This window comes from Pseudomonas sp. GW821-FHT09H03 (genome assembly GCF_059415945.1).
Genome location: NZ_JBWKOF010000012.1, coordinates 141,726 through 155,255, shown reverse-complemented (window position 1 = coordinate 155,255; position 13,530 = coordinate 141,726). Strand labels below are relative to the sequence as shown.

Sequence of the window (13,530 nt, the reverse complement as noted above, 5' to 3'; positions counted from 1 at the left end):
CTCGCACCCCGGTCCTTGTTCGCAAGGACTGGAGGACGTTATTAACTAATTGATGAATGTCAATTGCAGCAGCGGGAAGTTGGGGGCGGACAAGGGCGGCCATGTTTGCCCGCCATCGAAACTCACATAGACCTTGCCCGTTAAGGGCGCATTGCGCCGCAACCCATTGAGAAACGCCCTGGATACCCTGACCTCGGTTCTGAAACCAATGCCTGCCAGGGTTTCCTGGTCAGTGACAGCTCGCTTTCTGACGGCTTCGAACACCGAATCCTGCCCCGAAGCGTTCACACCTGTCATGGTGATCATGATCCATTGGTCAGTGGTGATCATGCTCCATCTGGCCAGCGTCAACCGTGCCCCTGCCGCTTCAACGTTTTGGTAACTCAGGTTGCCACCGGAAAGACCGTCGCATCTGACTGCCTCGAAACGGTTACTCGGGATGGTTTGAACTGAAAGCCTGCGGGCAATGGAGGGGTGCTCTACCCCTCGCGCATCAATGACGCCATAGCTCACCGATAAGGTTTTGCCGATATGAGCGGCCACCGCTGGCATGTCGATCTGATAGCGGTGTTGCCCTGGAATGATGGGCTGATTAACCCGACGCCCCCCCAGGGTTTCGGGCTCACCCCATTGCACAAATACCCGTTCTTGAGGGTAGATCACGGCATCGTCCGGGACTTGCACAATGCCACCGGCAACGGCCTGCAGTGGGTCCAGGGTCTGCTGCTGCCCCGTGCCCGCGGCTTTTTCAACACTGGGCCAAGGCAATGTGCGGGGTATCGGAGTGGCTGCGACGTCCAGTTCGACCGCATCCGAGGGCCGGCTGCGATTACCGGCACGGTCGTGGACCTCATACCACACATACCGCAATCCATCTTTACGTTCTCGAATCAAATCACCCGCAATGGTGAAGGTCACCGGGTCCAGATAATTTTCCTTATCGAGTTCTACCCCCCCGCCCTCATCCTGATTGCCGGGAGTTCCCCCCCAAAACCAGGTAATGAGATCCCCCGGACGTGGTGTTGCATAATCAGGGAGGCTGACCTCGACTTCGTCATCGTTCAGATCAAGGTAATGCGCGGTGAGTTTGTTGGGAGGAAGAACTTGGGGAGGAAAAACGGCTTTGCTGCCGGGCACCACAACAGGGGCGGTGATATCCAGTGTGAACGCCAGATCTGCGGAGTGGTCTGGTTCGCCATTATAACCGGTGAACCGGTAAGACAAACTGTGTCGCCCCTCATTGCGCTCATTGCCCAACCATGCCTTGGGTAACCATACGAACCGGTCTGAATCCTGGATGGGCGCGGTCCACTGCCTTTTTGCAATTGGGACCGATGTATCATCCACGTAGTCGACGAACAGGTCGACCGTTTCCATGGACAGAGAAGGATCGGAGTTAGGCGGCACGGTAAACCAGACTTTCAGGTCGTCATGGGTCAGGGCCACTGGAATCAGGTTGGTTTCCCCTCCCGGCACATCGGCCAGTAACCCGTCGACCTCAGGTTCGGGCAGGGTGATATTGCGGGAAACAGCACTGTCGACCATGAACAAGACTCCTCAGCAAAATAACGCGCAGGAGAGAGCCCGTTACTGAGCGACTCTCCCGCACCTCACAAAAAGAATATTGAATGCACGGCACACCGGCTTCCCTCAGCCCGGTGACATCAAGTCATTCGACTACCAGTTGTAACGCACGCCGAAGTTCGCTCCCCAAGGCTGCTCGATCTTGTCGCCGTTGCTGTACTCCAGATCAACGTGCATCGATACCTTGTCGGTCATCGCCATGGCTACGCCCGCGCCCAACTCGCCGCGCGAGCCCGACAAGTCGGTGCTGAAGCTGTTGTCATTGATCTCGACATCGCTGTTGCTGGCGAACTCGTGCACATAAGCGGCGCGCAGATAGGGTTGCAGGGTTTTGCCTTCGGCCCAGGTGAAGTTGCGACCAACCGTGGTACCGACTTTACCCAGCAAAGAACGGGCACGATCGCCATCGGCGGCCATACCGTTGTCCAGGTCGTAACTCGCGCCATCGATCATCACGCCGGACAGTTGAGCGTATGGCTCGACGAAGTAGTTTTCGGCCAGTCTGATATGCCGCCCAAACTCCAGCGAAGCACCGACGCCATTGGTGTTGTAATCACCCTTGGTTTTTTTCCCGTCACTGAGTTGTACGCTGGATTCGCTCTGGAATCGGTTGTACTTGAACACACCATCGAAGTAGTAGCCGCTGTCCTCATCCAGCCATGTGGTATAGGCACCCAGGTAGTAACTGTCGACTTCGCCAGTGGTACCGCGACTCAGGTCCAGATCGGATTTGCTGTAACCGCCCAGCAGACCGACCAGCCATTGTCCGTCGCCCATGGGCAGCGGCGCGTCGGCACCAAACGAAATGCCTTGCTGCGTTTGCTTGTAGGCAACACCGGAGCCTTCACTGACGTCGTATTTGTTGCCATAGGCGCGGATCCAGCCACCGGCCTTGCCGTGATCCATTCGCACCTCACCCATGCGCGAGCGCAGGGTGCTGAGCTCGCCGTACCACACCGTCGGTGCGGCGTTGAACAGCGCCATTACCGATTGAGCGCCCGGGCTGACGACGCGGCTGCTGGTGTCCAGAACCCAGTCGTTATCGCCCTGTTTGATCAGGTCATAAGAGAAAGCCCCCAGATCCACCGCCCCCCCTTTGAGGGCAAAGGTGGCGTCGCCCGAGCCGATATGCACCACCGATGTCGAACCTGCCCCGACCGGTTCCGTACCTTGACTGTCGAGCGCAATGGTATGGTTGCCACTGGCATTTCCTGTCACCGTCAGGGTATCGATCTGCCCCTTGTTGAAGTCGTTGTGCATATAGAACGTGCCGCCCTCGCCCGCCAGGGTTTCCACCGAGAGTTTGAAGTACTGGCCCGGATTGCCGAACTGCACCCCCCCGCCGTTCAAGGTCAGGTTCTGTACTTCACCGTCCTCAACCATGATCCATCGGGCGTCGTTGCTGATCGCCAGGTTCTCGACATTTTCCAGGCGCCCGGTCAGCGTCGCCAGGTGGTCAAGCGAGACGTCGGCACTGCTGCCATCGGCGACAACAATATCGCCAGTCAGGTGGCTGTTATTGACCTTGAAATTGGCCGAAGAACCGTTGATAACCTCCAGCAGCGTGCCATTGCCGCCCTTGAGCGTGGAGCCATTGTTGATCTCGATATTGGCCCGTTCGGTGTTGGTCTGGGTCAGACCATTGACGATTATGGCCGAACCCGTCAGGCCTTCGACATGGCTTTTATCGAGAATCAGCGCGTTGTCAGCCGGCAGATTGCCGGCGGTGAACAGGCGGACACCATTGAGCCCGCCAACGATAGTGCTGTCGCTAGCACGAACCTTGCCGCCGAAACTCTGCACGCCGATGCCATCTGCGTTGGTGGCAGTGACTGTTGTACCGGACTCCAGTGTCAGCTGCGATTGCGCGCTCAAGCTTGCGCCAAACTCGCCGCCGATGATTTCGCTGTCGCTGACCCGTGCAGTGGAGCCACCGCGGACCGTGCCGATCAGGCGCAACCCCGTGCGATCGCTGACCACTCGGCTTTTGTTGGTGATCGCGGCGTCACTGTTGGACAGTTCAACGCCGCTGCTGGCACCCAAGGCTGTTGTTTTCGAGTTGTTGAGGACCAGCGTCGAACCTGCCTCGGCACGAATCTGATTGGTCGTAGCGTTATTGGCGGTCAGACTTGAAGCATCCCGCACCAGCCATCTGTCTACCACTGTCGTGCCGTCAACCGTGCGCGAATTGCCATCCTCAACCACCGACAGTGCCAGCGCGCAGGGGCTGATCAGCAGCGCCGGCGCGAAGATGGCAAGTTTGAGCATCCGTGTGAGTGGTGAAACTGAAAATGCGTGACTGACGTACATGGTGTCGCTCCTGGGTCTGGCGGCTAATGGCAACCTATTGGCACCGTTCAGATCGTGCTGCTGAAAAGCCGGCGATCTTAGGAACTTTCCTACAGCGGATATGTAGGAGTAATCCTAAAGAGCGGGAGAATTCTCCCTCACAGCTGCATGACCCCGTACATAGGCAAGCGTCGGCACGGATGGAAAACAGCCGTGCCGAGCCTGGAAGGCGACTAAGGTGTAATCGGACACTCGTCAGCAGGCGAATGGAATGCTGTGCGGGTGACTAACGCCGCAGATCCCACCACTTCCGTTCCGTCATCGAAGAAGTACTGGATCTTCGCCCGGCCTCTGCGACTCGGATTCAGGTCATATAGCGGCTTGAAATAGGTGCTGTAAGGCGTGACATCAAAGTCAAAGCCGGTCAGTGGGGACGCGGAATCACCCAGGACAAAATCCTTTTCGAACTTCACACCGGGAATTGGATTCTCAGGGCTGCCCAGATCGTCGCCGATCATGGGGATGAACACGAAGCTGATGGTGTCCCCCGAGTTGAGCAACCCCGTAAGGTCGGGTATCCGGACTTTCAGGGCCCCGTCGGGCTCCAGAGACCGGCAGCCCGGGTAACCGGTTGGGTTGTCGATTTTCGGGAAACTTGCTGCGGGCAGCTCCACCGCTATCGCGTTGACGTCGACGTCGATGGGTGCTGAATGCAGATCGTTTTCCACGCCGGGCCGCTGGACTTGATAGTGCACAGGCAACTCTTTGTTGTTTCCCCCTGCCTTGATGTAGCTCCAGGGAATAGTGACAGTATGGGGGTCGCCCGCGGTATGGACTGAGTCGTCAAAAGTGACTTGCGCTTCGGTAACCGGGGTACCATCCCAGAAGCAATCGACTACATCGTCATTGATCGCCGTGGCGTGCCAGGTGAAAGTGAATTTGGCGCTCTGGCCTTTATCGGCCCTGGTCAGTTCATTGGTTCTGCTGTCGTCGAAGTTCTTCACTTCCCCTGCCAGCAGTGACGGATGAACAGGATCAGGCCAATCCACCGGAGGCCAGGGCACCCACGGAATCGGAACCTCGAAGTTGACTGGAAAGTTCGCGGACTCGGGGCCAAACGGGCGCCCCTTGCGAAAGATCTGATAACTGACCGCAGTCGTTTTGGTACCCGTGGTGGTTTGCCCGTACTCCTCCAGCATGAGTACGGCAGGTCGAACAGGAACTTCCATGGTCAGCATGTTGAGAAAGTCGAGGTCCGGCGCTATCTCAGTGCCCCCCCATGTCACACGAACCTTGTCACCGGCCTTCCAGTTATCGTATTTATCGATCCAGACACTCACGCCCCGCCCTACGTCCTCAATCAGCAACGGCCCCGGGTCGGCCTGGGGAACTTTCGGTGGTTTTAAATTCTCGGGAAGTGGCCCGAAAGTGAGTCCCACGGCTTTATGCACCGATACTGCACTGGGGTTTTGTGCTGCATCGATCAATACGTACAGAAATACGCATTCCGCGTCGCCAAAAGCACGGACTTTATCGGCGGGAATCTGCACAGTTGTATCATTAACGCCGGGGGCAGGGACATTGTTGAAAAACACCAACTCGGCGTCTGACGGGTCTTCGGGAATCGCTGCAGCATCCACCAGATAAATGGCAATTTTATCGGTAGGTTTCCAGTCCGGATAACCGGGAACCGTAACATTGAGGTTGCCGCCAGCCGGAAGATTGTCATCGTCCAGATAATCAGCGACGAGCTTCAACTCGCTCGGTGGAATATGCTTGTACGGTGGTAGCCGATCACAAATGACTGTGGTCTGCTTTGATTCAGTCTCCTCATCCGTGTAATCGAGGATGATGTACTTCAATATGCACGTCGCGTCGTCCGGAAGAGCATTGGTATCGATAGTCATGGCAAAGGGGAAGGTTTCCGGGAGGGGCCCACCGTCCACCGGGCTGGTGAACTCGTGATAGCCCACCTCGTCCCAACGCCCTGATCCGTTATCCAGATACAGTGTGACTTTGTCGGTTTCCTTCGGCGCTGGAGGATTTGGCCACGATGGAATGTATACCGTCAGCCCATCAATGAGCTTCGGCCCATTCAGCAGGCCAGCCGTCTTGTCGGCGTAATCCTCATCTTTGATCTCGATGACCAAATCGGCAATGTTCGCCCGATGCTGGTTGCGCATTTTCAAATAGTCGGTGCTTGCCTTCTGCCGTTGCAGCCGGTTCGAATCAGTCGCCATGTTCCTGCTCTCCTGTCACGCCAATGCAGCCGTAGGAGCCATGGCCATGCCATGGCCTTAGCGTCGGTCGAAAACATGGGCGCTACGCACAGCCTCGCAAACCCGCTGCACAGCAAGCCGAACTGACCTCTGGCGGAATTTAGCGCTCAACGCAGAGAAAGCGATACTGTCAAAGTTGACAGGTACCCCCTGTTTTTTTTGCATTGCAGATCGAGGTTGCGCAGGGTTGCACCTGATCGACTGGCAACTGAACGGTACCCACCGCCACTCGCCACTCGCCACTCGCCACACCCGCGCCACATCGCTCGCCCGTTCCTGCAGCGGTTTACACCCTGACTCTGGGCACCATGATGTTCGGCAAACAGACCAGCACCGAGGATTCCCTGCGGAGCATCGACAAGGCCTGGAACCTGGGCATCAACTTCATCGACACAGCCGATGTCTACTCCGACGGCCGCTCCGAGGAAATCGTCGGCGAAGCCATCGCCAGTCGCTGGCAGGAATGGGCGCTGGCCACGAAAGTCGACTTCGGACCGGCCGACGGTCTGCCGAACCGCAGCAGCCTGAGCCGCAAGCACATTTTCAACGGCATCGAGGCCAGCCTGACGCGTCTGGGCACGGACTACCTCGATATCTGCACCGCGAAGACCACAACATCCCTACACATTGCTCGGCAGATTCAGCAGTACACACAGGAACGCGGTGTTGGCATTGTCGAGTTCGCCATTGCCTGGGTGTTGAATAACAGTGCGCTGACTTCGGCCATTGTTGGTCCACGCACCGAAGAGCAGTGGGATGCCTACACTAAGGCTCAAGCGGTTCGCATTAGCGCAAAAAACGAGGCCCTTATTGTTCGCTGGTGACACCGGGGCATGCGTCGACGCCGGGGTTCAATGATGTGAGCCATTTCGTGTCGGGGCGTAGATCGCGTACGGCTTGAGTGCCAGCCCTCACCCTAGCCCTCTCCCAGGGGGAGAGGGGACTGACCGAGTACTGCTTGAAATATGTTTGAGCCTGAAATTTTTCTATCGAATCCATAATCGACCCGATTTTTTCAGGTCGCAGAACTTCTTGAGAGGACTCGGTCAGTCCCTTCTTCTGGGAGAGTGATTGACCGAGTACTGCTTGGAATATGTTTGAGCCTGAACTTTTTGCATCGAAACCATAATCGACCCGGTCTTTCAGGTCGCATAATTTCTTGCGACGACACGGTCAGTCCCCTCTCCCCCCGGGAGAGGGTTAGGGTGAGGGGACGACGATTAAAAATCCTGTGCAGATGTTGAAAATATCGATCATCCGACCAATATTCAACACGAAAACCACGTATCCTCCGCACCCCGTTTCACCTTCAGCTTCGCGAGGGCAGCTTGTCTAAAGGTATCGCTCTATCGGTTTCAGCCTCGGTGCTGTTTGCCGTCATGTACTACTACACCTCACTGCTGACTCCGTTGAGCGGTGTGGAGATTTTCGGCTGGCGCATGCTGTTGACCGTGCCTTGCATGACCGTATTCATGGTGCTGTCCGGCGAATGGAAACGTGTGGTCGAGATTGTCCGGCGTGTCAGCGCCAACCGGAAATTGATGGCCGGCCTGGTCGCCTCCTCGGCCCTGCTCGGCGTGCAACTGTGGCTGTTCATGTGGGCGCCGCTCAACGGCTACAGCCTCGACGTATCCCTGGGCTACTTCCTGTTGCCCCTGACCATGGTCCTGACCGGTAGGATCGCCTACGGCGAACGCCTCTCGTACTTGCAAAAAGTCGCCGTGGTATTCGCCTGCCTCGGGGTGATCAACGAGGTGTATCAGGTTGGTGGTTTTTCTTGGGCGACCCTGCTGGTCTGCATAGGTTACCCGGCCTATTTCGTTTTACGTAAACGACTGGCGGCGGACAACCTGGGCGGTTTGTGGCTGGACATGGCACTGACGCTGCCCGTGGCCTTCTGGTTCGTGCACAGTGGCGCGCAAGGCTTCGGCGTGTTCGAGCAGCATCCGTGGTTGTCGCTGCTGATCCCGATGCTGGGCGTGATCAGTGCGTCGGCGCTGGTGGTCTACATCATCGCCAGCCGACTGTTGCCGTTCAGCCTGTTCGGGCTGCTGAGCTATGTCGAACCGGTGCTGTTGCTGGGCGTGGCGTTGTTGCTCGGGGAGAGCATCAAGAAAGGCGAGTGGCTGACGTACATCCCGATCTGGATGGCCGTGCTGGTGTTGGTCTTTGAAGGCTTCAAGCATCTAATGCGACAGCGTCGCCCGTAGGCCACACACAAAAACAAATGTGGGAGCGGGCTTGCTCGCGAAGGCGGTGTGTCAGGCAGTAGATTTCTCACTGACACTCCGCCTTCGCGAGCAAGCCCGCTCCCACAGTTCAAGACAGCGACTGCTTAGTCGGTGGACAACACACCACGGCGAACCTGATCACGTTCGATCGATTCGAACAACGCCTTGAAGTTGCCCTCGCCGAAACCGTCATCACCCTTGCGCTGGATGAACTCGAAGAACACCGGGCCCATCAGGGTTTCCGAGAAGATCTGCAGCAGCAGGCGCTTGTCACCCGACTCCGACGAACCGTCCAGCAGGATGCCCCGCGATTGCAACTCACCCACTGGCTCTCCGTGATTGGGCAGACGGCCTTCGAGCATTTCGTAGTAAGTATCCGGCGGCGCGGTCATGAAGCGCATGCCAATCTTTTTCAGGTGATCCCAGGTCTTGACCAGGTCGTCGGACAGGAAGGCAACGTGCTGGATGCCTTCGCCGTTGAACTGCATCAGGAATTCTTCGATCTGCCCGGCGCCCTTGGACGACTCTTCGTTGAGCGGGATGCGGATCATGCCATCGGGTGCGGTCATGGCCTTGGAGGTCAGCCCGGTGTACTCGCCCTTGATGTCGAAGTAACGGATCTCGCGGAAGTTGAACAGCTTCTCGTAGAAGTTGGCCCAGTAAGCCATGCGGCCGCGGTAAACGTTGTGGGTCAGGTGATCGATGATCTTCAGGCCCGCCCCGACCGGGTGACGGTCGACGCCTTCAATGAACACGAAGTCGATGTCATAGATCGAGCTGCCTTCGCCGAAACGGTCGATCAGGTACAGCGGCGCGCCGCCAATGCCTTTGATCGCCGGGAGGTTCAGCTCCATCGGGCCGGTTTCGATGTGGATCGGCTGGGCACCGAGTTCCAGGGCACGCTTGTAGGCTTTTTGCGAGTCCTTGACCCGGAAAGCCATGCCGCACACCGACGGGCCGTGTTCGGCAGCAAAGTAGGAAGCGACGCTGTTGGGCTCGTTGTTGAGGATCAGGTTGATCGCGCCCTGGCGATACAGGTGCACGTCCTTGGAACGGTGGGTGGCAACCTTGGTGAAGCCCATGATCTCGAAGATCGGCTCCAGGGTATTGGGAGTTGGCGATGCGAGCTCGATGAATTCAAAGCCCATCAGGCCCATCGGGTTTTCGTATAAATCTGCCATGGTCGGCGCCTCATCATGCTTTTGGAATTAACAAATGTCAGTTGCTAGCAATGCTGAGACCGGTGGGTGGCGCACAGGAGATGCCCCGCACACTGCGGGCGAGAAAGTCACCGTAGATCAGTTGAAACCCGAATATCTTCATTGTCGACCCAAGGCTCTTGCGGGCGAGGCTTCTGCTGCCAGAAGACGTTTATTCTTGTATGCGTAACCCGATTCTACACAGCGTAAAACAGTTTGTCCGCCTTCTGTATAAAATCCCCTTTTTCCATGACCGCGCAAGCGCTTTGTTACAGCGTAAAACCCCAAACCGCCGTCGGCCATCTATCATGGCAATCACCGAACTCTTTTTGGGAGGCACCCTGCCCTGCCAGCATTTGAGAGCCCTACTTCACCGCCTCAGGTTGCGCGAATGCCACTCAAAGCCAAGACCCGCCATCGCCGCACCAGAATGGCTGTCACTCTGATTAGCGGATTACTCCCGGTGTTGCTCGGGTCTTTCATTCTTCATATGCAGGCAGAGCGCACCCTGGAGCAAAGCAGCGCACAAACTGCCGAGGACGCGATTCGCCAGATCGAACTGATGCTCGATAACACCGCTCAGGCCGCACACGAGTTACTGCCACTCGCCGGCCAGAGTTGCAACGACGTCAAACTGACCCTGCGCGAACAGGTCACCCGCCGCCCGTTCGTGCGCTCGACCAATCTGGTGTGGGAGGACATCATCTATTGCAGTTCGCTGTTCGGTGACATTGAGGAGAAGATCAACCCCGGTGACTACACCCAGGGGGCGTTATGGCTGATGAACGGCAACCCGGTCACGCCCAACACGGCGCTGCTGGTGTATCGGCTCAGCGAAGGCAAAAAAGGCGCCCTGGCGACCCTTGATGGCTACCACCTGGCTAACGTACTGCGCCTGATTGGACGCAAGACTTTACTGCAATTGCAAGTCGGCAAGAACTGGTTGTCGGCCGACGGTGTATTTCATGACACTGCCCTGCCCCGACTGCCGGTAGCGCAAAGCTATCTGACCTCGCAACGCTATGCCTTTTCCGTGTCGGCCGGTTTTCCTTCAGGCGAAACCTGGCGCTACATGACCAGCGAATACCCGCCGTTGTTCAGCTTGCTGCTGTTTTTTGGCGTGATCGCAGGTTTCATCGGGCATTTCCTGCAAATGCGTTCCGTGTCGCCGACCCATGAAATGCAGCGGGCGCTGGATGCGGCGGAATTCATTCCGTATTTTCAGCCCGTTGTTGATGGCGACAGCAAGCGCTGGTCGGGGGCTGAAGTCCTGATGCGCTGGAAGCATCCAACCGAAGGCCTGGTGCGTCCCGACCTGTTCATCCCGCTTGCTGAACACACCGGGCTGATCGTGCCAATGACGCGCTCACTGATGCGCCAGACAGCCGCCCTCCTCGCGCCGCATAGCGCCTCATTCGAAAAGCCGCTTCATATCGGCATCAATATCACCGCCAATCACTGCCAGGACTTGCAACTGGTTCAGGATTGCCAAGAGTTTCTCGACGCATTTACTCAAGGGTCGATCCACCTGGTACTGGAGCTGACCGAGCGCGAACTGATCGAGCCTACGGCCACCACCCGTAAACTGTTCGAACAACTGCGCGAAATGGGCATAAAGATCGCCATCGATGACTTCGGTACGGGTCACTCGAGCCTTGGTTACCTGAGCCAGTTCAATGTGGACTTCCTGAAAATCGATCAGAGTTTCGTGGCCATGATCGGTATCGATACCCCCTCCAGCCACATACTGGACAGCATCATCGAACTGGCGGGCAAGCTCGATCTGGCACTGGTCGCCGAAGGCGTGGAAACCCTTGAGCAAAGTGATTACCTGAGTGATCGGGGTGTGAACTTTCTGCAAGGTTATCTGTTCGCTAAACCGATGCCCGGCGCGGAGTTCATTAGTGCATTAAGTGAACATTAACTAAACATTTAACCGGCATACAACGATAACCCCCAGCCATGGGAATCAACACAGCACCGTTGTTACATGAAGAAAATGTCAGGATTTACTCTTGAGCAATTAACTACTACAATTTTTCATACCAGCGCTAAACTGGCAGGTGAATCACTGTCACCGGGTCGCTTCAAGGCTCTTGGCTTATAGCTTTGTTTGCGGTTGGTATCAGCCAAACACACTATTGGAGTAAAGATATTGTCCAGACTCGCTGAATTTCGTGCAGCCGAAAAGGCCCTTCAAGAGCAGCTCAAGCAGCTGGAATCGCTGAAGAACGATGCCGGGCTCAAGAAAGAAATCGAATTCGAAGAGAAACTCCAGGGGTTGATGAAAACCTACGGCAAAAGCCTGCGTGACATCATTGCCATTCTCGATCCGAACCCGACAAAATCCGGCCTGCAGCAGGCTGCACCAAAAACCCGTCGCGCCCGTGTGGTCAAGGTCTATCAGAACCCGCACACCGGCGAGCTGATTGAAACCAAGGGCGGCAATCACCGCGGCCTGAAAGCCTGGAAGGAACAATACGGTGCAGGCACCGTGGATTCCTGGCTTCGCGGCTGACACTCGCTGGAACAAAAAAGCCCTGCCGATGCAGGGCTTTTTCATGAATGGCATCTAATTGCAACGAACAGCAGCGATCAACTACCTGGTTGCCGACTAACTATTTGCTTAATCCATTCTGAATATCTAAAAACCCCGCTACCAGCCCGCCAAACACTGTCGCCGCTTTAAAGTTTCAGGCTGTTGCGCGCAGCCGCAATTTCATCCTGACTCGCCTTATAATCCTGCGCTTTTCCGGCGTAGGAAAGAACATAGGCCTTATCGGCATCCACCGCAGCGACCAATGTTTGAGAAAGCACATGCTGGCCGTTCTGCGTGATGGTGCAGGTAGTTTCCAGCGCAGCCAGGCGACTCAACATCGTCGAATGAATTCGAGTGCAAACACTCTGGTATCCACCCTTGAAGAAGTCCTTTTGCAAGGATTTGCGCATTTCCAGCAACACACCCTGCAGATTGACCTGATGCCCGCTTTCCACCTGACTGATGGTCAACTCCATCACCATGACCGGTGTAGCGCCCTGATCAATTTTTACCGCGCGCTGACGGCTGACGCCGGAAGCAGCTTCGGGAACTGTCTCAACCTGCCAGCCGGCTGGCCAGGTCATGACTGGCGCATCTGCGTAAGCGGCACTGGCCAATGAAAGTACACCTGCCAGGACCAACAACGATTTACAGAATCGGAACATTGCACCGGGCCCCTACGGATTGAGGCCTAAAGTCTGAGGCCCGTCCGGCTGTCAGGCAATAGCCGGTCATTCGGGTTTGGCGATGTCGGAACCCTTGCGTATCATTGTCACCATTCGTTAGCCCACATATTTTCCGGAGGGCCCATGAGCCTGCAAGAATTGAACACCTTCCCCGGCGTTACCGCACAACCGGACACCGCCACCCAGAAATTCGTCTTCAACCACACCATGCTGCGGGTCAAGGACATCACCAGGTCACTGGACTTCTACACGCGCATTCTGGGTTTCTCGCTGGTGGAAAAACGCGATTTCCCGGAAGCCGAGTTCAGCCTGTACTTCCTCGCGCTGGTCGACAAAAACCAGATCCCGGCCGATGCCGCCGCGCGTACCGAGTGGATGAAGTCGATCCCCGGGATTCTCGAACTGACCCACAACCACGGCACCGAAAACGATCCTGACTTTGCCTACCACAATGGCAACACTGATCCCCGCGGTTTCGGCCACATCTGCATTTCGGTACCGGACATCGTTGCCGCGTGCGAACGCTTCGAGGCACTGGGCTGCGATTTCCAGAAGCGCCTGAGCGACGGTCGCATGAAGAGCCTGGCGTTCATCAAGGACCCGGATGCCTACTGGGTCGAGATCATTCAGCCAGCACCGCTGTAAAGCACGATGGATCATTCCCACGCGTGGGAACGACCATAGAAAAATCCCCTGTGGGAACGGGCTTGCTCGCGAACGCGC

At 56.7% G+C, this 13,530-nt stretch carries 9 protein-coding genes and 1 pseudogene; 5 read left to right on the top strand and 5 right to left on the bottom strand.

What is annotated here, in order from left to right:
* Positions 1–45: 45 nt before the first annotated feature.
* From AC07OG_RS18455 to AC07OG_RS18445, 3 genes are all read right to left on the bottom strand, one after another.
* Positions 46–1,545 (bottom strand): hypothetical protein, encoded by a 1,500-nt coding sequence (locus tag AC07OG_RS18455; RefSeq protein WP_495067718.1) that lies wholly within the window; start codon positions 1,543–1,545, stop codon positions 46–48.
* A gap of 132 nt (positions 1,546–1,677) precedes the next feature.
* Entirely contained in the window at positions 1,678–3,894 is a 2,217-nt protein-coding gene (locus tag AC07OG_RS18450; RefSeq protein WP_495067717.1) for an autotransporter outer membrane beta-barrel domain-containing protein, read from the bottom strand.
* 212 nt (positions 3,895–4,106) lie between these two features.
* Positions 4,107–6,113, bottom strand: a complete 2,007-nt coding sequence (locus AC07OG_RS18445) for a hypothetical protein (protein ID WP_495067716.1) — start codon at positions 6,111–6,113, stop codon at positions 4,107–4,109.
* Positions 6,114–6,460: 347 nt separating this feature from the next.
* Between AC07OG_RS18445 and AC07OG_RS18440 the strand changes: the two are divergent.
* A pseudogene (locus tag AC07OG_RS18440) lies at positions 6,461–7,053 on the top strand (aldo/keto reductase).
* A gap of 427 nt (positions 7,054–7,480) precedes the next feature.
* Complete coding sequence (gene rarD / locus AC07OG_RS18435; protein ID WP_495067715.1) at positions 7,481–8,362, top strand: EamA family transporter RarD; 882 nt, start codon at positions 7,481–7,483, stop codon at positions 8,360–8,362.
* A 125-nt stretch (positions 8,363–8,487) separates the two neighbouring features.
* Here rarD and hppD read toward each other — a convergent pair whose 3' ends face one another.
* On the bottom strand, positions 8,488–9,564 hold the full coding sequence (gene hppD, locus AC07OG_RS18430) for a 4-hydroxyphenylpyruvate dioxygenase (RefSeq protein WP_060542879.1): 1,077 nt from the start codon (positions 9,562–9,564) through the stop codon (positions 8,488–8,490).
* Between the two features lie 409 nt (positions 9,565–9,973).
* Here hppD and AC07OG_RS18425 point away from each other — a divergent pair, with 409 nt between their 5' ends.
* Both AC07OG_RS18425 and AC07OG_RS18420 read left to right on the top strand, forming a co-directional pair.
* Positions 9,974–11,506: an EAL domain-containing protein gene (locus AC07OG_RS18425; protein ID WP_495067714.1), complete on the top strand. Its 1,533-nt coding sequence runs from the start codon at positions 9,974–9,976 to the stop codon at positions 11,504–11,506.
* 231 nt (positions 11,507–11,737) lie between these two features.
* Positions 11,738–12,100, top strand: coding sequence for a histone-like nucleoid-structuring protein, MvaT/MvaU family (locus tag AC07OG_RS18420; protein ID WP_060542877.1), 363 nt, complete (start codon positions 11,738–11,740; stop codon positions 12,098–12,100).
* A 167-nt stretch (positions 12,101–12,267) separates the two neighbouring features.
* Here the strand turns inward: AC07OG_RS18420 and AC07OG_RS18415 are convergent, their stop codons facing one another.
* Complete coding sequence (locus tag AC07OG_RS18415) at positions 12,268–12,786, bottom strand: DUF4946 domain-containing protein (protein WP_495067713.1); 519 nt, start codon at positions 12,784–12,786, stop codon at positions 12,268–12,270.
* A gap of 144 nt (positions 12,787–12,930) precedes the next feature.
* Between AC07OG_RS18415 and gloA the strand changes: the two genes are divergently transcribed.
* Positions 12,931–13,452, top strand: a complete 522-nt coding sequence (gloA, locus tag AC07OG_RS18410; RefSeq protein ID WP_060542875.1) for a lactoylglutathione lyase — start codon at positions 12,931–12,933, stop codon at positions 13,450–13,452.
* Positions 13,453–13,530 lie beyond the last annotated feature (78 nt).